General features: G+C 72.3%; 19 protein-coding genes. 9 read left to right on the top strand and 10 right to left on the bottom strand.

The genetic code is table 11. From position 1 onward, the window contains the following. Positions 1-2 precede the first annotated feature (2 nt). Positions 3-593 carry a (2Fe-2S)-binding protein gene (locus ACFWVP_RS33005; protein ID WP_384501677.1) on the bottom strand — a complete coding sequence of 197 codons (591 nt, stop codon included), beginning with the start codon at positions 591-593 and terminating at the stop codon, positions 3-5. Between the two features lie 2 nt (positions 594-595). Next, positions 596-1486, bottom strand: a complete 891-nt coding sequence (locus tag ACFWVP_RS33000; RefSeq protein ID WP_384501676.1) for an FAD binding domain-containing protein — start codon at positions 1484-1486, stop codon at positions 596-598. Positions 1487-1768: 282 nt separating this feature from the next. On the opposite strand from ACFWVP_RS33000, the gene ACFWVP_RS32995 reads away from it, so the two are divergent. Both ACFWVP_RS32995 and ACFWVP_RS32990 read left to right on the top strand, forming a co-directional pair. Next, a complete protein-coding gene (locus ACFWVP_RS32995) occupies positions 1769-3496 on the top strand; it encodes a PucR family transcriptional regulator (RefSeq protein ID WP_384501675.1) in 1728 nt (575 codons plus the stop codon). A gap of 163 nt (positions 3497-3659) precedes the next feature. Beyond that, a complete protein-coding gene (locus ACFWVP_RS32990; protein ID WP_384501674.1) occupies positions 3660-4442 on the top strand; it encodes a hypothetical protein in 783 nt (260 codons plus the stop codon). Between the two features lie 102 nt (positions 4443-4544). Here ACFWVP_RS32990 and ACFWVP_RS32985 read toward each other — a convergent pair whose 3' ends face one another. Next, on the bottom strand, positions 4545-5294 hold the full coding sequence (locus ACFWVP_RS32985; protein ID WP_384501673.1) for a GntR family transcriptional regulator: 750 nt from the start codon (positions 5292-5294) through the stop codon (positions 4545-4547). 142 nt (positions 5295-5436) lie between these two features. Here ACFWVP_RS32985 and ACFWVP_RS32980 point away from each other — a divergent pair, with 142 nt between their 5' ends. Next, a complete protein-coding gene (locus ACFWVP_RS32980; protein WP_384501672.1) occupies positions 5437-6285 on the top strand; it encodes a (2Fe-2S)-binding protein in 849 nt (282 codons plus the stop codon). A gap of 206 nt (positions 6286-6491) precedes the next feature. Beyond that, positions 6492-7577, top strand: a complete 1086-nt coding sequence (locus tag ACFWVP_RS32975) for a DUF2637 domain-containing protein (RefSeq protein WP_384501671.1) — start codon at positions 6492-6494, stop codon at positions 7575-7577. Between the two features lie 23 nt (positions 7578-7600). Here the strand turns inward: ACFWVP_RS32975 and ACFWVP_RS32970 are convergent, their stop codons facing one another. Beyond that, positions 7601-8011, bottom strand: coding sequence for an ATP-binding protein (locus ACFWVP_RS32970; RefSeq protein ID WP_384501670.1), 411 nt, complete (start codon positions 8009-8011; stop codon positions 7601-7603). A gap of 111 nt (positions 8012-8122) precedes the next feature. Here ACFWVP_RS32970 and ACFWVP_RS32965 point away from each other — a divergent pair, with 111 nt between their 5' ends. Beyond that, the gene (locus ACFWVP_RS32965) at positions 8123-8521 is read left to right on the top strand and encodes a ribonuclease domain-containing protein (RefSeq protein ID WP_384501669.1); all 399 of its coding nucleotides are present in this window, start codon (positions 8123-8125) and stop codon (positions 8519-8521) included. Positions 8522-8620: 99 nt separating this feature from the next. Further along, entirely contained in the window at positions 8621-8998 is a 378-nt protein-coding gene (locus ACFWVP_RS32960) for a barstar family protein (RefSeq protein ID WP_384501668.1), read from the top strand. A gap of 90 nt (positions 8999-9088) precedes the next feature. On the opposite strand, the gene ACFWVP_RS32955 is transcribed toward ACFWVP_RS32960, so the two are convergent. Together ACFWVP_RS32955 and ACFWVP_RS32950 are read right to left on the bottom strand one after the other, a co-directional pair. Then, complete coding sequence (locus ACFWVP_RS32955) at positions 9089-10831, bottom strand: pyruvate dehydrogenase (RefSeq protein WP_384501667.1); 1743 nt, start codon at positions 10829-10831, stop codon at positions 9089-9091. A gap of 80 nt (positions 10832-10911) precedes the next feature. Next, positions 10912-12582 (bottom strand): protein phosphatase 2C domain-containing protein, encoded by a 1671-nt coding sequence (locus tag ACFWVP_RS32950; protein WP_384501666.1) that lies wholly within the window; start codon positions 12580-12582, stop codon positions 10912-10914. Positions 12583-12996: 414 nt separating this feature from the next. Between ACFWVP_RS32950 and ACFWVP_RS32945 the strand changes: the two genes are divergently transcribed. Both ACFWVP_RS32945 and ACFWVP_RS32940 read left to right on the top strand, forming a co-directional pair. Continuing rightward, complete coding sequence (locus ACFWVP_RS32945) at positions 12997-13983, top strand: helix-turn-helix domain-containing protein (RefSeq protein ID WP_384501665.1); 987 nt, start codon at positions 12997-12999, stop codon at positions 13981-13983. Positions 13984-14120: 137 nt separating this feature from the next. Then, the gene (locus ACFWVP_RS32940) at positions 14121-14603 is read left to right on the top strand and encodes a DUF456 domain-containing protein (protein ID WP_384501664.1); all 483 of its coding nucleotides are present in this window, start codon (positions 14121-14123) and stop codon (positions 14601-14603) included. 35 nt (positions 14604-14638) lie between these two features. On the opposite strand, the gene ACFWVP_RS32935 is transcribed toward ACFWVP_RS32940, so the two are convergent. Both ACFWVP_RS32935 and rsgA read right to left on the bottom strand, forming a co-directional pair. Further along, a complete protein-coding gene (locus ACFWVP_RS32935) occupies positions 14639-16024 on the bottom strand; it encodes a DNA-3-methyladenine glycosylase 2 family protein (RefSeq protein ID WP_384501663.1) in 1386 nt (461 codons plus the stop codon). 91 nt (positions 16025-16115) lie between these two features. Next, positions 16116-17267 carry a ribosome small subunit-dependent GTPase A gene (rsgA, locus tag ACFWVP_RS32930; protein ID WP_384501662.1) on the bottom strand — a complete coding sequence of 384 codons (1152 nt, stop codon included), beginning with the start codon at positions 17265-17267 and terminating at the stop codon, positions 16116-16118. Between the two features lie 788 nt (positions 17268-18055). Here rsgA and ACFWVP_RS32925 point away from each other — a divergent pair. Then, positions 18056-18988, top strand: a complete 933-nt coding sequence (locus tag ACFWVP_RS32925) for an alpha/beta fold hydrolase (RefSeq protein WP_384501661.1) — start codon at positions 18056-18058, stop codon at positions 18986-18988. Positions 18989-19085: 97 nt separating this feature from the next. Here ACFWVP_RS32925 and ACFWVP_RS32920 read toward each other — a convergent pair whose 3' ends face one another. Beyond that, a complete protein-coding gene (locus ACFWVP_RS32920) occupies positions 19086-19433 on the bottom strand; it encodes a hypothetical protein (protein WP_384501660.1) in 348 nt (115 codons plus the stop codon). 99 nt (positions 19434-19532) lie between these two features. Then, positions 19533-19808 (bottom strand): hypothetical protein, encoded by a 276-nt coding sequence (locus ACFWVP_RS32915; protein WP_384501659.1) that lies wholly within the window; start codon positions 19806-19808, stop codon positions 19533-19535. Between the last annotated feature and the right edge of the window lie 276 nt (positions 19809-20084).

The following is a 20084-nucleotide window of genomic DNA, read 5'->3' as shown; positions in this document are numbered from 1 at the left end:
GGCTATCGGACCGCCTCTTCCTGACGGGCGGCCGCGAGGCGGACCGCGTCGAGGATCTTCTCGTAACCGGTGCAGCGGCAGAGGTTGCCGGACAGTGCCTCGCGGATGTCCTGGTCGGACGGGGAGGGCCGCGCTTCGAGCAGTTCGTCGGCGGCGACCAGCAGGCCGGGGGTGCAGAAGCCGCACTGCACGGCGCCCGCGTCGATGAAGGCCTGCTGGATCGGCGAGAGCTCCTCGGCGCTCTGCCCGTCCCCGGGCCGGGCCTGCCACCGCTGGGCGGCGTCGAGCGAGGTCCCGCAGGAGCCCGCGGCGCAGCCGGCGCCGGGGTGGGTGTCCTCGCGGTGCCTGGCGTAGTCCGCGAGGCCTTCGACGGTGACGATCTCGCGGCCCTCCGCCTGACCGGCCGCGACGAGACAGGAACAGACGGGCACGCCGTCGAGACGGACCGTACAGGAACCGCATTCGCCCTGTTCACAGGCGTTCTTCGAACCCGGAAGGCCCATGCGCTCACGCAGGACGTACAGGAGGGACTCGCCCTCCCAGACGTCGTCGGCCTCCTGCTTCCGGCCGTTGACCGTGAAATTCACTCGCATGGTTAAGCAGCTCCTTCGAGGGTGCGGCCCGTGCCGCGGTACTGCTCCCAGGTCCAGCCCAGCGTGCGCCGGGCCATGATGCCGACGGCGTGCCTGCGGTAGGCGGCGGTGCCCCGTACGTCGTCGATGGGGCTGCAGGCGCCGGAGGCGAGCTGGGCGAACTGCTTGGCGACGGACGGGGTGATGATCTTGCCGCTCTCCCAGAACCCGCCCTCGTCCAGCGCGGCGTTCAGGAACTCCTCGGCCGCCCTGGCCCGGACCGGGGTCGGGGCCGCGGAGCCGATGCCGGTGCGGACGGTGCGGGTCTCCGGGTGGAGGGCGAGGCCGAAGGCGCAGACGGCGATGACCATGGCGTTGCGGGTGCCGACCTTCGAGAACTGCTGGGGGCCGTCCGCCTTCTTGATGTGGACGGCGCGGATCAGCTCGTCCGGGGCGAGGGCGTTGCGCTTGACGCCGGTGTAGAAGGCGTCGATGGGGATCATCCGGGTGCCGCGTACGGACTCGGCCTCGACCTCGGCGCCCGCGGCGAGCAGGGCCGGGTGGGCGTCGCCCGCGGGTGACGCGGTGCCCAGGTTGCCGCCGACGCCGCCGCGGTTGCGGATCTGCGGCGAGGCGACGGTGTGCGAGGCGAGCGCGAGACCGGGCAGCTCGGCCCTGAGGTTCTCCATGATGGCGCTGTACGGAACGGAGGCGCCGAGCCGCACGCTGTCCTGGCCGGTCTGCCACTGGGACAGCTCACCGATCCGGTTCAGGTCCAGGAGGTGTTCGGGCCGCCGGTGGTCGAAGTTGATCTCGACCATCACATCGGTGCCACCCGCGATGGGCACAGCCGTCGGGTGCTCGGCCTTGGCGGCGAGCGCCTCCTCCCAGCTGGCGGGGCGAAGGAAGTCCATCAGTGGCTCTCTTCTTCTCAATCGGGTCGTTCGGCTGGGACGGGGTGCGGCCGGCCCTCTTGGTCGTTCCTGTGTTGTTCACGCGGTGTGTGGCCCAGTACACAAGCGTTGCTCCACTCGGTGCAGTCACCGAAACCATGAAGGAATTGGCTGGCCCCTACCCCCGTCTTGTAGATTCGAACGAATGGCGGGTACCGGTAACCTCACCGCAATCCACAGGTGTCCCCCACCACCCCCGCACCCCCTCACGCACCAACGAAAAAAGATCGGCGGCAATCGACGATGCGGCTGCGCGCACTGCTGGACACCGACGCGCTGGGCCTGCGGCTGCTCGGCGGCGAGGACGAGCTGGACCGTTCGGTCCGGGGCGTCATGACGACCGATCTGCGCGACCCCAGCCGCTATCTCTCCGGCGGCGAGCTGGTCCTCACGGGGCTGGCCTGGCGCCGGGACGCGTCGGACTCGGAGCCGTTCGTCCGGATCCTGGTCGGTGCCGGGGTGGCCGGGCTCGCGGCGGGCGAGGCGGAGCTCGGCACCGTCCCCGACGATCTGGTCCAGGCCTGCCTGCAGCACCGGCTGCCGCTCTTCGCCGTCGACGAGACCGTCGCTTTCGCAACGATCACCGAGCATGTGGTGCGCCAGGTCTCCGGCGAGCGGGCCGGTGACCTCGCCGCCGTCGTCGACCGGCACCGTCGGCTGATGACCTCGGGCCCGGCGGGCGGCGGCCCCGAGGTGGTCCTCGATCTGCTCACCTCCGACCTCGATCTGCGGGCCTGGGTGCTCTCCCCCACGGGCCGGCAGATCGCCGGGGCGGGCAAGCCGCTGGCCGGGCACGTCGGTGCGTCGCTGGCCGGGCAGCATCTGGCGGCGACCCGGACCGGCCGCCGGGGCCCGCACCGGGCCGAGGTGGCGGGTACGACCTATTCGCTGTTCCCGATCCGGAACAACGGCCGTGGTGCTGTTCCCGCCCCCCCGCACGAGGTGCGTGAGTCGGTGCTCTCGGACTGGCTCCTGGCCGTGGAGGCGGACGCGGGCGACTGGCCTGCCGCACGGCTGGACCTGCTCCAGGGCGTCACCCAGCTGATCGCAGTCGAACGGGACCGCCGCGACGCGGCCCGCACGGTACGCCGCAGGCTCGCCCAGGAGTTGCTGGAGCTGGTCCAGGCCGGCGCGGCCCCGGCCGAGATCGCGGCGCGGCTGCGGGTGGCCGCCCCGGTACTGCTCCCGGGGCTCGGCACGGCGCCGCACTGGCAGGTCGTGGTGGCCCGGGTCGAGTGGGCGGGCGAGGAGGCGGACCTTGCGGGCGGCCGGGTCGCCCAGGCGCTGCTGGAGGAGATCCTGGTCGACCCCGCGGTGACGGGACCCGATTCGGCGGACCGGATCGCCGTGGCGCACACCGGCGGCGAGGCCGTCGCCCTCGTACCGCTGCCCGCCGTCGCCCCGGCGCCCGCGCCCGGCGGCACGTCGGGCGCCGACGTGGCGTCCGGGGACCGGGACGGGGAGGCGCGGGACAGCACCCTGCACGCGGACGCGCTGCTCGCCGCGGTCCGGGATCCGCTGTCCGCGGGTCTCGCGGACGACGGCCGCCTGACACTGGGTGTCAGCGCCGCCGTGCATTCCGCCGAAGGGCTGCGCGGCGCCCTGGAGGAGGCCCGGCACGCCCGCAGGGTCGCGGCGGCCAGGCCGGGCCGGGTCTGCGCGGCCGGCCACCACGAGCTCGCCTCGCACGTCCTGCTGCTGCCGTTCGTCCCCGACGACGTACGCCGGGCCTTCACCGCCCGGCTGCTGGACCCGCTGCGCGACTACGACCGGCGCCACCGCGCGGAACTCATCGAGACACTCGAGGCCTTCCTGGACTGCGACGGTTCCTGGACCCGCTGCGCGGCCCGGCTGCACCTCCACGTCAACACGCTGCGCTATCGCGTCGGACGCATCGAGCAGTTGACGGGGCGTGACCTTTCGCGCCTGGAGGACAAGCTCGATTTCTTCCTCGCCCTGCGCATGAGCTGACCTCCGGGCCCCGCCGGGGCCCGTCCGGACTCCGCGCGATTGTGAATTCTTTCACCTGACATCGTTCCCACCCCTTGGCCCGGCGTGCCATTCCGTGCTGAGATGCGCCCAGACTCAACAGCTCGATGGCGCGCTCGGGGAGGGCAATGTGGCGCATACCGCCATGTCTGGTTCCGGAACGACAGCAGATGACGATCCGCCGCTCCAGACAGCGGTATGGCGGCTGCGTTCACGCGCCTGCTGGACCGACGCGGCCGCGCTGCTCGAACCGCACGCGGCCACCGACCCCGCCGCCGCCCTCCAGCGGACCTCGCTGCTGACGGAGCGGTGCCTCTACACCGGCACCGGGTGGACCGACGCCGAGGACGCGCTGCGCATCGCCGAGGCGCTCGCCCACGACAACACCGAGCGCGGCGCCGCCGCCTGTGAGCGCGGCTACCTCGCCTACGCCTCGACCCTGCTCGGCGTACGGGACCGGGCCGACGAGGCCAGCGTGGCACTGAGCCGGGCCGCGGCACTGCTCTCCCCCGCGGCCCCCGGCCGGCCGCTGCTGGACTTCCGCCGCGGGCTGATCGCCCAGAACATCGCCGACGCGCCCCAGTCGGCCCGTGCCGCCTACCGCAGGGCGCACGCCGGGGCCACGGCCCAGGGGGACGAGCTGCTGCTCTCGTTCACCTGGCGGCACCTCGCCTCGCTCGCCCTGCGGGAGGGTGAGCTCGCGGAGGCGCGGCACGGCTTCGCGGAGTCACTGCGGATACGGGAGGAGCTGGGCTATCTCGTCGGCACGGCCCCGGCGCTCATCTCCCTCGCCGACGCCGAGACGGAACCCGAGGCGGCCCGGCTGCGCGCCGAGGCGGGCCGGCTGTTCCGGCTGCTCGGCGGCGTACCCACGTGGCTGGCGCCCCGGCTGGAGCCGCCGGCCCCGGAGACCGCCGAGGCGAACTGAGGACGGGCAAGGCCCTCCGCAGGATGCCGGGCCTCCACCGGATGACGGGCCCCGCCCCGGTCGCGGTCCGCGGGGGCCGTGCGGGGCCGCGTCCGGCAGCCCTCAGCCGTCCGCGCCGTTGAAGTGTTCGCGCACCAGCGACTGCACCACCGCGAGGTCCCGGGCGATCAGCGCGTCCAGCAGCGCCGTGTGCTCCGAGGCGTCCGCGAGCAGGTCGGCGCGACGGGTGGCCGGATTGCCGACCAGTGGCCACTGGGACCGCCGGTGCAGGTCGTCGGCGATCATCACGAGCTGTTCGTTGCCCGAGAGCCCCAGGACGGCGCGGTGGAAGGCGCGGTCGCACTCCGCGTAGCTCGCCCGGTCGCCGACCGCGGCCGCCGCGACCGTGGCGTCGGCCAGCGGCCGCAGGGCGCACCAGCCGCCCGCCGGGACGGTGCGGGCCAGCCGCAGCATCACGGGGACCTCGATCAGGGCGCGCACCTCGGCGAGCTCCGCGAGCTCCCGCGGGCCGCGTTCGCTGACCCGGAAGCCGCGGTTGGGCACGACCTCGACCGCACCCTCGATGGCCAGTTGCTGCATGGCCTCGCGCACCGGGGTGGCGGAGACGCCGAAGCGGGCGCCCAACGCCGGGGCCGAGTAGACCTGCCCGGGGGCCAGCTCACCGCCGGCGAGGGCGGCACGCAGGGCGTCGAGGATCTGGCCGCGCACGGAGTGCCGCCGCACCACCCGGGGCGCGTGCGGCTCACCGTGGGTGTGCTCGCCGCGCGCCTGCTCGGGCACCCGGAAGTCCGGCGGGTTCGCCGAGGACACGTATGACGGGCGTACGCCGTCGCACGCTCTACCCTGCTCCACGGGACCTCCTCGGACCGACGGGCCCGGCTCGCGTGCGCCCGGCCCCTGTGCACGATAGGCGGAGCGGGCCGCAGTTCAAACACCGATCATTTCGGGTAAGGTAAGGCTTACCTGTAGATGATCGTGATTCGGTGGTCCCCGTATGACCGTCCCCGCCCTGCTCACCGCCACCGCCCCGTCCCCCGTGACGGCGGCGTACGCGCGCCTGGCCGAGGTCTTCCCCGGACTGCGCGCCGAGGTGCTCGCCGATGACGCCCCGGCCCCTTCGGGCGCCGGGTGGGTCGGCGCGGCCGAGCTCGCGGAGGGCGGCGCGGCCCTGGACGCCTTCCTCGCCTGGGACGACGCCCAGGTGGTGCGGGACTACGGGACGCGGGCCCGCCCCGACGTGGTGGCCAGCTTCGGACTGCACCGCTACGCCTGGCCCGCCTGCCTGCTGGTGACCGTGCCCTGGTTCCTGCACCGCCGGGTGCCGCGGGTCCCCGTCGGGGACGTCTCCTTCCAGCGGGCACTGGGCCACCTGACGCTCCGTGTGAGTGAATTCGCCTGCCTGCCGGACGACCCTGCGGCGGCCCTGCCCGGCGCCCGGGTCGTCCCGGACGAGGCCGCGCTGCGGGCCGAGGTCCTGGACGCCGTGGCGGAGCACATCGGTCCGGTGCTGGACGGCTTCCGGCCACGCATGCGGCGCGGCAAGCGGGCGCTGTGGGGCATGGCGACGGACGAGATCGTCGAGGGCCTCTGGTACGTCGCCCATCTGCTGGGCGAGGAGCACCGCGCGATGAGGGAGCTGGAGCTGCTCCTGCCCGGCACCACCAAGCCGTACGTGGGCACCGCCGGTTTCCGTGAACTGACCGGCCCCGACGGCGAATCGCTCCCGACCCGCGACCGGGCGAGCTGCTGCCTGTTCTACACGCTGCGGCCGGAGGACACCTGCGTCACCTGCCCGCGCACCTGCGACGCCGACCGCGTCCGGAAGCTCACCCCCGCGCCCTGAGCACCCTCTCCCGGATCATGCCGCTCGTCCGGGCGACTCCAAATCGAACGTAACCCCCTTTCCTCCTAGGGGTGTTCGAGAAGATTCCGCCCAACGATGTGCCCGGCCACCCCGATGGCGTTCACTTGTCCCGAATCCCGCTGAGCGGGGCGATATTTCCGTCACGATGGCGCCCGAAACGCCCTACGCGACGCAAGGGACCGCGCATGAGACTGACCGACATATCGCTTGACTGGCTGCTTCCGGGCGCCGTACTGCTCGTGGGGGTCATGGCGGCGGTGACGGTGGTCGCGCGCGGCAAGCGCGCCGCTGACAAGGCCGCGGCCGACGACAGCTGGGAACGCAGCGAGGACCGTCGCAGACGCAAGGAGGCGCTGTACGCGACCGCCTCGTACGTCCTGCTGTTCTGCTGCGCCGCGGTGGCCGCCGCCCTGTCCTTCCACGGGCTGGTCGGCTTCGGCCGGCAGAATCTCAGCCTCTCCGGAGGCTGGGAGTACCTGGTGCCGTTCGGCCTCGACGGGGCCGCCATGTTCTGCTCGGTGCTCGCCGTGCGCGAGGCCAGCCACGGCGACGCCGCGCTCGGCTCCCGGCTCCTCGTGTGGACGTTCGCCGGTGCCGCCGCCTGGTTCAACTGGGTGCACGCGCCGCGCGGGCTGGACCACGCGGGCGCCCCGCACTTCTTCGCGGGGATGTCCCTCTCGGCCGCCGTGCTGTTCGACCGCGCGCTGAAGCAGACCCGGCGCGCCGCACTGCGGGAGCAGGGCCTGGTACCCCGCCCGCTGCCGCAGATCCGGATCGTACGGTGGCTGCGCGCGCCCAGGGAGACCTTCGGCGCCTGGTCGCTGATGCTCCTGGAGGGCGTACGCACCCTGGACGAGGCGGTCGACGAGGTACGCGAGGACCGCCGGGAGAGGGAACAGGACCGGCACCGCAGGCGGGACCGGGCGAAGCTGGACCGGGCGCAGATCAAGGCCCTGAACCGGCAGAACAGGGCCTGGGGGCGCGGTGGCCGCGGTGGCCACCAGGTGGAGGTCCAGGCCATCACCCCCGCGACGGGCGGCGGCACCCAGGCCATCTCGGAGCCTGCCATAACGGAGCCGGGACAGCTGCCCCTGCGTCCCCGGCCATCCCTGCAATCCGTGACCGGCTCGAACTCCAGGAGTACTTCGGAACGGACCACGAGCGGTGACCCCACGACCGTCGACCTCACCGCCCAGGACGACACCCAGGCCCTGCCCAGGCTCGATTCACTGGAGCGGAAACTGAAGGATCTGGAGCAGCAGTTCGGCTGAGCGGTGTGATCCGCGGCCGGACGTCAGGCCTTCGCGCCGTTCAGCTCGAACCAGACCACCTTGCCCAGCGCCTGCGCCGTGACCCCCCAGGAGTCCGCCAGGCTCTGCACGAGGAGCAGCCCCCTGCCGTGCGTACCGTCGTCGGCGTTCGGTACGTACGGCGCGGGTTCCTGCCCCGGCACGAAGTCGCGCACCTCCACCCGTAATCGTGCGGCAGCCGCCGTCACCGTGACCACGGCCCCGTTCCGCGTGTGGATGAGGGCGTTCGTCACCAGCTCGCTCAGCAAAAGTTCGGCCACCTCGGTCTCCTCGGGCCGTGAGCGGTGGCGCAGGAACTCCCGCAGCGCACCGCGTACTTCCCCCACGCCCGACAGGTCGGCGTGGCCGAGTCTCCGGTGCAACCGGACGGGCCGGCTCTCCTGCCGCTTGGTCATGTCGCCCGCGCGCACCGTGAATCGGCCTCCCTTGATTCCGTCATGTCTCGAACGCCGTCCCGGGATGCATGCCCCACAGACGGGCCGTCACGCTTTTCCCGGCGCCGACAGGTGAACACGGTTCGGCGCGGCCCCTGCCGGAGGACGCTCGGCGGCGTCGCCGCCCTCCTGTCCGTCCTCTTCGTCGGTGGCCCTGTCACGGCGTCGGCCGCGACGGTTCCCTCGGCCGCCGCCGTCGGCAGCGTCTGCTACTCCGCGCTGCCGTCCCACGCTCACGACTCCCTCGACGCGGGCGGACCCTTCCCGTTCGACCAGGACGGCGCCGTCTTCCAGAACCGGGAAGGCATCCTGCCGAGCCAGGGGACGGGCCACTACCACGAGTACACGGTCATCACGCCGGGCTCGGAGACCCGCGGTGCCCGTCGCATCGTGACGGGCGACGAGGTCGAGGAGGACTACTGCACCGCGGACCACTACGAGTCCTTCGACCTGGTCGACCACGGCTGCTGACCGGCCTCACCCCCTGTCCGGTCCGCGCCGCAGTCCCCCACCTGCGGCGCGGATCACCGGACACCGCCGGGAGAGCGCGCTTGTACGCTCCGGCCATCTGTGATCTATGTGATCGACGGCTCCGAGGTCACCGGCCTCGAGAGCTTCTGGGACGTGATCGGCGAGGCCGTGAACGGTCCCGGCGGCTGTTTCGGCCGCAATCTCGACGCCTTCGCCGACTGCCTGAGCGGCGGCATGGGCACCCCGGACGACGCCGACTTCGTCATCGAGTGGCGCGGCCACGCCCTGTCCGCCCGGGCGTTGGGCCGCGAGGAGACCGCCCGCCGGCAGCGCGGATCCCTCACCCGTGTGCACGCCTCCAACCGGGCGCGGGTGGAGGCCGAGCCGGCCGAAACACTGGCCGGCCGGGGGGCGACGCTCTTCGACGCGCTGGGTAGGGATCATCACACCGCACCGCGCCCGGGACGCTGCGCCTGAAGTGACCGCGGCGCCGCTCCGGAAGTGACCGAGCCTCGCCCGGCACGCCACGCTCGATGTCACCGCGCCCCGTCCCGGGCGGTCTCCGCCTCAGGGGCGGGGGACGTTACGGAGGTTGGAGCGGGCCATCTGGAGCATCCGCCCCACCCCGCCGTCCAGCACGATCTTGCTCGCGGAGAGGGCGAATCCGGTGACCATGTCGGCGCTGATCTTCGGCGGGATGGACAGGGCGTTGGGGTCGGTGACCACGTCGACGAGTGCGGGCCCCTTGTGCTTGAAGGCGTCCTTGAGGGCACCCTCCAGCTGTTTGGGCTTCTCCACCCGCACCCCGTAGGCCCCGCACGCCCGGGCGACCGCCGCGAAGTCCGGGTTCTTGTTGGTCGTGCCGAACGACGGCAGCCCCGCGACCAGCATCTCCAGCTCGACCATGCCGAGCGAGGAGTTGTTGAACAGGACGACCTTCACCGGGAGGTTGTACTGGACGAGCGTGAGGAAGTCGCCCATCAGCATGGTGAATCCGCCGTCGCCGGACATCGAGACGACCTGCCGGTTCCGGTCGGTGAACTGCGCGCCGATCGCCTGCGGCAGTGCGTTGGCCATCGAGCCGTGACTGAACGAACCGATCACCCGGCGCCTGCCGTTGGGTGTGAGGTAGCGGGCCGCCCATACGTTGCACATGCCGGTGTCGACGGTGAACACCGCGTCGTCGTCGGCGAGTTCGTCGAGCACGGCGGCGACGTACTCGGGGTGGATCGGCACGTGCTTCTCGACCTTGCGGGTGTACGCCTTGACCACACCCTCCAGCGCGTCCGCGTGCTTCTTCAGCATGCGGTCGAGGAACTTGCGGTCGGTCTTGGCCTTCACCCTCGGTGTCAGGGCCCGCAGGGTCTCGCGCACATCGCCCCAGACCGCGAGATCGAGCTTGGAACGCCGGCCCAGGTGCTCGGGCCGCACATCGACCTGGACGATCTTCACATCGGTCGGGAGAAACGCGTTGTACGGGAAGTCGGTGCCCAGCAGGATCAGCAGGTCGCACTCGTTGGTGGCCTCGTAGGCGGCTCCGTAGCCCAGCAGTCCGCTCATGCCGACGTCGTACGGGTTGTCGTACTGGATCCACTCCTTGCCGCGCAGCGCGTGGCCGACCGGGGCCTTCACCCGCTCGGCGAACGCCATCACCTCGGCGTGCGCTCCGGCCGTGCCGCTGCCGCAGAACAGCGTCACCCGTCTGGCCTCGTCGACCATCCGGCAGAGCTTCTCGATCTCCACGTCACCGGGTTTCACCGAGGGCCGCGTGGTGACCAGGGCGTGCTCGATCGACTTCTCGGGGGCCTGCTGGGAGGCGATGTCGCCGGGCATCGAGACGACGCTGACGCCGCCGCGGCCGATCGCGTGCTGGATGGCCGTCTGGAGCAGCCGGGGCATCTGCTGCGGGTTGGAGATCATCTCGTTGTAGTGGCTGCACTCCTGGAAGAGCAGCTCCGGATGGGTCTCCTGGAAGTAGCCGAGGCCGATCTCGCTCGACGGGATGTGCGAGGCGAGGGCGAGCACGGGGGCCATCGAACGGTGGGCGTCGTACAGGCCGTTGATGAGGTGCAGATTGCCCGGGCCGCAGGAGCCGGCGCAGGCGGCCAGGGTCCCGGTGATCTGGGCCTCCGCACCGGCGGCGAACGCGGCGGTCTCCTCGTGCCTGACCTGGATCCACTCGACGGCGGGATTCCGCCGGACGGCGTCGACGACGGGGTTGAGGCTGTCACCGACGACGCCGTACAACCGCTTGACCCCCGCCCGCACGAGAATGTCGACGAACTGTTCCGACACGTTCTGCTTGGCCATGGGTGCGCACCCTCTCTGTGTGTGCTCCGTGCACATGCGGCTGCCCCGCTACGGAGTCCATCAACCCATGGCGTGCGCGGTTACGCCTCCCAGACCGCGGCGCTCGTGCGGTCGTCGGCGTACCCCTTGACCCTGAGCTGGATGTCGGCCAGATAGGCGGGCAGGCCGGGCGGGCCCGCCGCCCAGCGCCTCGCGAGCTCCTCGGCGAGGGCCGGCTCACCGCGCATCGGTTCGGCCAGTCCGTTGCCGCAGAGCACCAGCGTGTCCCCCGCGCGGGCGACCGATGCGCGGAACCGGAAGGGCTCGGCGGGCGGCGCCGGGCTCTCGGCGTACGGGGCCGTTGGTGTGGTGATCCGCAGATCCATCGTCAGTCTGTCCCCGCCCGGGCCCTCTTCGTCCACCGCGCCGCCCGCCGGGGCCGGGGCGACGGGGTCGAGGTCCTGCCAGGCGCCGTCGCGCAGCCGGAGGAGGCCGCCCTCGCCGACGCCGAAGAAGACCCGGGTGCGGCATTCCGGATCGGCGGACAGGAGCAGGCAGCGCAGGCCGGCGGTGTACGCGGACGGTTCGATGCCGAGCTCGGCGGCCCGGGCGCGCAGTTTGCCGTACGTGCGGTCGGTGAGGCGCTGCAGCCCCGACCTGAGGTCGCCCCGGCGTCCCGCCCTTATGTCGTCGCAGAGCCGGGCGTGGCTGCGGGCGACGGCACCGCCGATCCAGCGGCAGGCGTCGGCCGCGGCGAGATGGGCGTGTTCGGCGAACCTGGCGCCCCCGGCCACCGCGACCAGGACCAGGGCGTCGTCACCGGTGCCGAAGCGTGCGGTGAGCAGGGCGTCACGGCGGGGTTCGCCGCGGAAGCGCGCCGAGTCGCCGCGTACGGAGGCCGCCCGCAGCGTGTACGTCCCGTACCGGGCGCCGTCGAGCACGGTGTCGGCGACGAGTCCGCCGATGTCGTCGGGGCCGGAGGCGGGGAGCGCGGCGGGCTCGGCGTCGTAGGTCGGCGGCCGGTCGCCGAGGTGGCCGACGACCGGCCGCGGCGGCCCTTCCCCCGGCGCGTCCGCACCGGGGGCGTGCACGGCACCAAAGGGGTCCGTGGGTGCGGCCGACGGCCCGGTCGGCTGCGGGGCGGGCGGCGCGGCGAAGGTGCGCGGCCGCGCGGGTCCTGCCGGGGCCTCCCAGGGCGCGGGCACGGCCAGGGTGCGCGGGGGCGTGGGGGGTGTGGGCACGGCGGGTGCCGTGGGCGCGGGCGTGAACCTGGCGGGTGGCGCCGGGGATCGCTCCGGCGCGAAGGGGCGCTCAGTAGCGGGATGTGCAGGGGGCGCGGAAGGTGCAGGGGGCGCCGGTGGTTCGGACGCCCCGGGAGTTCGCTCCGGGGCGGCGGCCGGTGGCTCCGGCGTGGAACGCGCGGGCGGCGCGGGGGGCTGCTCCGGCGTGCGCGGGCGCTCCGGCGTGGGGCGGCCCTGGGGTGCGAGAGGGGCGGGCGGCTTCACCGGGGCTGTAGGCACTCCCCCCGGTGCGTCTCCCGGCGTGTCCAGTGCCGGTTCCGCCTCCGGTGCGCGTGGGTCGGGCACCGGCACCACCGTGACCGGGTGGTCCAGGGGGCCCGGCGCCTGGCGCACCGCGTCCGAGGCGGACTCGAACCGGTCGTCGAGGCTGTCGGGCGCGCTGTTCGGGCCCGTGTCCGGCGCGGTCCCGTCGTACAGCCTGCGCCACCAGTCGTCCTCGTTGGCGGCGGGCTTCTCCCCCTGCTGGCTCATGCCCATATTGTCCACCGCGCGGGCCGCGCGAAAACGGGTCATCAGCAAAAGAGGCCCGGAAGTGACGCCCGGGCAGCGTCCGCCGGAGGGGTCCGCCGGGCGTCCCCACCCCCCACGGGAGGGTCACCCGGCGGCCCGGTTCCGGTGTGACCGGCGCGCGGTGTGTGCGGCGTTCAGGCTGATGTTCCCGCCCCGGGCCCTGCGCGGTCGCGGCGCCCGCCTCGGGTGGCTGCGGAACAGGGCAGAACAAGCCGCTCCCCCGCAAAGGCGTTTGATGCTGCTGTAACACCACACTGACAGAGAACGTGCTGGTACGGGGCATGATGTGCCCGGCGGATATACGCCGTGGCCGTTTCCCGCCACGGCGGTATGCGCGCGGCGATGTGCGATCACCACTCCGGGGAGGGTCCGAGGATGCTGGCGGCGATAGGTCTCGACGAGAGACAGGAAGCGGCCTACCGCGCACTGGTCGCGGCGGGGGCGGCGGAGCTCTCCGATCTCGCGCGCCGGCTGGCGCTCCCCGAGGCGGACACCGAGCGTGCCCTGCGCGGGCTGGAGCAGCAGGGGCTGGTGGCGCGGTCCTCGTCGCGGGCGGGCCGTTGGGTCGCGGCGCCGCCCGGGGTGGCGCTGGGCGCGCTGCTGACGCAGCAGCGGCACGAGCTGGAGCAGGCGGAGCTGGCGTCGGCGCTGCTGGCCGAGGAGTACCGGGCGGAGGCGGGTGTGCCCGCCGTGCACGACCTGGTGGAGGTGGTGACGGGTGCGAGTGCCGTCGCCCATCGCTTCCACCAGTTGCAGCTGGGCGCCACCTCGGAGGTCTGCGCGCTGGTCACGGGCAAGCCGATCGCGGTCACCGGGATGGAGAACGAGTCCGAGGAACGGGCGACGATGCGCGGGGTGTCCTACCGGGTGGTCGTCGAGCGGGACGTGCTGTCGCTGCCGTCCGGGATCGTCGAGCTGTCGGCGGCGCTGAGCCGTGAGGAGCAGTGCCGGGTGATCGACCGGGTGCCGACGAAGCTGGTGGTCGCCGACGCGTCCCTGGCCCTGGTGCCGCTGACCGGCCGGGGGGCGGAGCCCTCCGCGCTGGTGGTCCACGCCAGTGGGCTGCTGGAGTCGCTGATGGGGCTCTTCGAGGCCGTGTGGCGGGATTCGATGCCGCTGCGGCTGGGCGAGAACGGCATCCGGGAGGAGGACGGCCCGGGGCCGGATCCGACCGATCTGGAGATCCTGTCGCTGCTGCTGGCGGGGCTGACCGACGCGAGCGTGGCGAAACAACTGGAGCTGGGGCTGCGGACGGTGCAGCGGCGGGTGAAGGGGCTGATGGAACTGACCGGGGTCTCGACCCGGCTGCAGCTGGGCTGGCATGCGTACGAACGCGGCTGGGTGGCCCGGGCCCCGCGCTGACCCGCCCCGGTTCGCGGCCCGTGACCGCCCCCTCTTCCGGCCCTTGACCGCCTGCGCCCCTCGACCCGGCTCCGGACCGCCCCCCGCCCCGTCGGCGTCGGCGGGCGGGACCGGGCGCGGTCCGGCAGGCTGGTCGAATGAGTGTGTGGCAGCTCGTTGCCGTCGGGGCGGTGATGCTGCTCGGCCTGGTGGGCGTACTGGTGCCGGGCGTCCCGGGCCAGGCGATCGTCTGGGCGGCGGTGCTGTGGTGGGCGCTGACGGACACGTCGCCGGTCGCCTGGGGCGTGCTGATCGGAGCGACCTGCCTGCTGCTGCTGAACCAGGCGCTGAAGGCGCTGCTGCCCTCGCGCCGGCCGCGCGAGACGGGGGCCCCCGGCAAGACGTTGGTGCTGGGCGGGATCGCCGCGATCGTCGGCTTCTTCGTGGTCCCGGTGGTGGGCGGGATCCTGGGCTACGTGGGCGCGATCTACGGCGCCGAGCGGCTACGGCTGGGGAGTCGCGGGGCGGGCTGGACGTCGTTGAAGTCGGTGATGCGGGCGACCGGCTACTCCGTGCTCCTGGAGCTCTTCTGCTGCCTGATGGTGGCGGGATCCTGGCTGGGCGCCGTGATCTGGGGCTGACGGACGGCTGCCGGGCCCAACCCCCGGCGCGCGGCTCACCGCCCGGCCGGGACCGCGACGGTGGCGGGTTCCGCGAGCTCCAGATGGCGTGCGGCGTACGAGCGCCACGGCCGCAGACGGTCGGCGCCCGGTGTCCCGTGCGGATCCACGTCGGGGTCCCCCAGCGCACGCATCCGGATCAGCGCGGCGGTCCGCGGTCCGATCCCGGGCAGCCTCAGCAGTGCCTGCTCCGCCTCGTCCCGGTCGGCCCCGGCGTCCAGCCGTACCGTGCCGTCGGCCAGTGCGCCCGCCAGCCCGCGCAGTACGGGGTCGTCCGCGCCGGCCAGCATCCCCGGCTCGGGGAAGACATGGGTGAGTCCGCCGCACGGCACGTCCAGGACCTTCCCGTACCGCTCCACCAGCCCGGCGGCGGCCTCCCGGCCCACCAGGGCGCGTACGGCGAACTCCTCCGGGTCCGCCGCGCCCGGCGAGCGCAGCCCGGGGGTCGCCGCGACCAGTGGTGCCAGGCGCGGGTCCGCGCCCAGCGCCTCGTCGACGGCGTACGGGTCGGCGTCCAGGTCGAGGAGGCGGCGCAGGCGCTGCACGGCGGTCGTCAGGTCGCGCAGGTCCGTGAGGTCGATCCGGGCCTCCAGCCACGGCCCCGGGGAGGCCTCGTCGACGGAGACGACGCCCGTGCCGTACGGCAGCCGCAGGGTCCGCCGGTAGGTACGGGCCCCCGGGACGCCGCTGGCCTCCTCGGTCCGGGCCACCGTCTCGGCCGCGAGGAGGCCGAAGACCTCACGGGCGGCGTACGGGCCCCGGTGGGCGAGCCGGAGGGGAATCCCGGCCCTTCGCCCTTCGCGCGTCCCGGCTCCCAGGCCCGTCGCGGCCTCGGCGCGCAGGGCGCTGGGCGTGCGGGCGTAGATCTGCCGGATCGTGTCGTTGAACTGCCGGACACTGGCGAATCCGGACGCGAAGGCGATCTCGGTGACGGGCAGGTCCGTGGTCTGCAGCAGGACCCGCGCGGTGTGGGAGCGCTGGGCACGTGCGAGGGCGACCGGCCCGGCGCCCAGTTCCGCGGTGAGCTGGCGCTGCACCTGGCGGGCGCTGTAGCCGAGCCGGCCGGCCAGGCCGGGGACGCCTTCGCGGTCGACGACACCGTCGCCGATCATCCGCATGGCGCGTCCGACGACATCGGCGCGGATGTTCCAGTCGGCGGAGCCGGGCACGGCGTCCGGGCGGCAGCGTCTGCACGCCCGGAAGCCGTTGCCCTGCGCCGCCGCCGCGGTGGGGTAGAACCGCACGTTCTTCCGCTTGGGGGTGACGGCGGGGCAGCTCGGCCGGCAGTAGATGCCGGTGGTCGCGACGGCGAAGAAGAACTCTCCGTCGAAGCGCGCGTCGCGGCTGCTCACCGCCTCGTATCTGGTCCGTTCGTCCGTCACAGGTCCAGTGTGCGACAGCCCCCAGGACCCGTACTCGCGGTTTTCGGACGTGGAGTCCGGGCCCTGGTGCGGCTGCCGCGTCCGGGTGGGGCTACCGCGTCCGGCCCTGCTTGAACGCCACGGCCGCCCGGCCCTCCGCGCCCCTGCGCTTCCATTCGCGCAGGTTCTCGTGACGCAGCCGGGCGTCGGTCTTCGCCGCGATGCGGTGGTTCTCCCGGAGCAGCTTGCGATAGCTGTCCAGGCGCCGCTCGGGCAGTGTCCCGTCCTCGACGGCTCCGAGGACGGCGCATCCGGGCTCCGCCTCGTGGGCGCAGTCGTGGAACCGGCACCGCCGCGCCAGGTCCTCGATCTCGGAGAAGACCTGGCCGACGCCCGCCTCCGCGTCGAAGAGGCCGACCCCGCGCAGTCCGGGGGTGTCGATCAGCGTGCCGCCGCCGGGCAGCACGAGGAGGTTGCGCGTCGTGGTGGTGTGCCGGCCCTTGCCGTCCACGTCGCGTGCGGCCCGCACCTCCATCACGTCCTCGCCGAGCAGGGTGTTGGCGAGGGTCGACTTGCCCGCGCCGGAGAGCCCGAGCAGCGCGCTCGTACCGCCCGAGACGATGGCGGCGAACACGTCGGTCCCCTCGCCGGTGGCGGAGCTGACGGGCAGCACCTGCACCCCGGGGGCGATGCGTTCGACGTCGTCGACCAGATGGGAGAGCGTGGTCACGTCGGGGACCAGATCGGCCTTGGTGAGCAGGACGAGCGGGTGCGCCTCGTACCTGTCGGCCTGGGAACCGTCGCCGAGCAGGGCGGCCCCGGAGGTGCTGGACATCGCCAGCGCGAGGAAGCGCTCCAGGCGCCCGAGGTCCAGCTCGACGGCGAGCGAGACGCAGATGACGACGTGATCGATGTTGGTGGCGAGCACCTGCCCCTCGGAGCGCTCCGAGGACGTCGAGCGTACGAAGGCGGTGCGCCGGGGAAGGAGCGTACGGACGAACCGCGGGTCGCCGTCCCGGTCGACGGCCACCCAGTCACCGGTGCAGACGATCCGCATCGGATCGCGGGGCACGACGAACGCGGTGTCCGCCTTGAGGGTGCCGTCCGGGGTGGCCACGTCGCACTGCCCGCGGTCCACCCGCACCACGCGGCCGGGCAGGAGTCCCTGCTCGGCGTACGGGGCGAAGGCGGCAGCCCAGTCGTCGTCCCAGCCGTACGGGGCCAGCGGGTGCGACGAAGAGGTGCGAAGAATGGGGAAAGACAAGGGAAACCCTTCACAAGGGCGGCCCCGGCAGCGCGCGTCGAACGCGCGGAAGAAGTCGGATTCAGCCGGCGGCCACAGGGGTGGGAACGATGCTCTTCGTGTGGGCAGCGCCCATCGCAACGACAGTCATCAATGTCCTCACCTCCTGGTTCCTCGAAACTCCGCACACCCTAGCCCGGGGTCGCCGGGCGGCGTCAACGGCTTTTTGTCGATGCAGCTACTTCCCGCTGCCCATGCTTTCGGCGGAGGTCCGGGCACCGGGAACCAAGACGGTTCCGCGGCCCGGGTTGGACACAACGGGCGACGTGGACGTCCGCTCCCTACGCCTCGCCGCCTCTTGCCATTCGGCGAGGAGACGATCGTAGACAGGTGTACCGGAATCGGTGCGCCACGACGGTCGGGGGCTGTCGTACTGGTCCATGAGGATGCCATACCCGTCGCGCCGGGGAACGTAGCCCCCTTACGTCAACCGGCTCAACGCACACTCGGCCGGTTGGCCCGAAGGCCGGGCCACGACAAAGACGTCGACGAGACTGATCCGCAACACGAGCACCCGGGCTCCGGTAGGGCGCGCGCAGGCCGCACCGGCCCCACGCCGAGCCGATACCACCGACACGCCCACTAAGGGGGGGTTCATCACGAAAGGGGGTGCAATAGGAGGATCGTGAGATTCAACCTCAAACTCATCCCACTCCCTCGGGGGCTCCATGCGTTCCGACATCAGCGCCGCACAGGACACTCCAGCGCCGGACCCCGCACTTGGTGCCAAGCCACCAACTGTTGTGAGGGTGGAGGAACGCGCGCTCACCTTCGAGGGATTCACCTACCACTGCCGCGTCGTCCACCAGGACCGCCCTCGAGCCGAACCGCTGGTCCTCCTGGGCGGTTCCTCGCAGAACCGATACGCGTGGTCGCGGCACGAGAAGTGGCTGGCCGAATACTGCACCACGGTCACTGTGGACCTCCCCGGATACGGAACGGCAGATTTCCTCCCCGCCCGGCACGGCATCGATTTCCTGGCGGCCAATGTGCGGCACATGCTCGGGGAGTTGGGCATGTCGCAGGTCAACCTCGTCGGCAGTTGCTTCGGCGGGGCCATCGCCGTGCGTTTCGCCCAGCAGCACCCTGAGCACGTGGCCAAGCTGGCACTGGTCGGGATGACCCTGGCGATCCCGGACGAATACGCCGCCGCGGTCCCGCGTTGGACACGGATGCTGGAGCTCGGCGACCGGGCAGGGATCGCCGGTGAACTGGTCGAACGGTTCATGTCGCCTGCCGGAACCGGTGTCGTGCGCAAACACGCGGTCGTCTCCCGGCTCCTTCTGCGGCAGTTCATGGCGCAGTCTCCCGACGAGCTCCGGATGTCGGTGGAGCACAATGCGCGCCTGATGAGCCACGACTGGTTCCGGGACGACCCGCTGCCCTCCGTGCCGTCCCTGGTGTGCACAGGCGAGTACGACACGCTCTGCACTCCCGCCATGGGCCGCGATGTCGCCGCTTCGCTGCCTACGGCGGCCTTCACCACCATCAAGGAAGCAGACCACCTGGCGCCGGTGGAACGTATGGAGGAGTTCTCCGATCTGATCAGCAGGTTCTGCACGCACAGGCCGCTGATCGGACTGCCGTACTGCAACCAGGTCGAGACGCTGGGCACCGCCGTACGGCGACCCCGCGTCCCCTCACCGGCGGGGGCGAGCCAGGCTGCGCCGACAGCCCCATGAAGGCCCCTGCAAGCGTGTGAGCAGGCGAATGGCCGAACCCGGATCACTCGGGTTCGGCCATTCGTCAACTCATGCGCGCCGGGCTCGAGGCCCGGACTCAGCGCCCGATGGTGGGGGCGACGAAGCCCTCCGGTGCAGGCGCCGAGTTGGAGCAGTTCACCGTGGGGCCGACATCCGTCGTCCCTTGCTTCCCCACTCCGACCGAGGGCTGCGGCACAGCCGGGCGGGTGACCGTCTTGCAGTCCTGCTTCTGGTGGACGTGGTACGTGCCGTCCTCACTGGTGTATGAGGTCTCGCTCTTCTGGACACAGACGAGGTTGCCGTAGGCGTCCTGCGAGCAGTCGCCCTGCGCCCCTCCGGCGTACGCCTGAGTGACACCCAGCCCTGTCAGGGCGAGGCCCCCCATGAGCATCGAGGCGACTGCGATCTTCTTCCCACTGAACATGTGCTGCGTTCCTTCACGATGAGAGAGCGGGCCCGACCCCCGGCCATTCGGCTCGGAATCCGGACCCGCTCTCAGATTCACACTCGGCTATCTAGACGCTCAGAAAGCGTCGTTGCTGCAGTCCGCGACCGAACCGACCTTGAAGTCCTGGGCGCCCGGGTCACCCTCGTTGCCGATCAGGCCACTCAGGGTGCCGTTGAGGATGCCGATGTTGTTGAGGACGTTGAGGCTCGTGTCGTGCGAGGAGCAGGACGAGCTCTGCGTGATGTCGATGTCCGGCTCGCCGTGGCCGCCGGCGGAGGCGGTGCCGGCACCGATGAAGCCGACGCTACCGAGCATCGCGACCACAACGGCGGCCTTCTGAAGCTTGCGCATTTCTTTTCTCCGTTTTGCTAGGGGCACGCTCCGCAGCGGAACGCGCACTCACAGTGAGGACACTAGGGCAGCGCATCATCCGACACCAAACGACGGGCCGGAGTTGAAGACGATGACCACCGTTCAGCCCAGCGTGCGCCGCCACGCACGCCCAGGACCGGCCACCCGAAAAGCGAGACGGCGGGGGGGGGCCCCCCCCGGCCCCCCCCCCCCCGCGCGGGAAAAATCTGATCTCAACAAAAACCCCCACCAAAAAAAAATAGTTTGGAGGCAACA

The organism is Streptomyces sp. NPDC058637, from assembly GCF_042717325.1.
Taxonomy (GTDB): domain Bacteria; phylum Actinomycetota; class Actinomycetes; order Streptomycetales; family Streptomycetaceae; genus Streptomyces.
The sequence above is the reverse complement of the archived record's forward strand: the minus strand, read 5'-3'. Positions and strand labels throughout refer to the sequence as shown.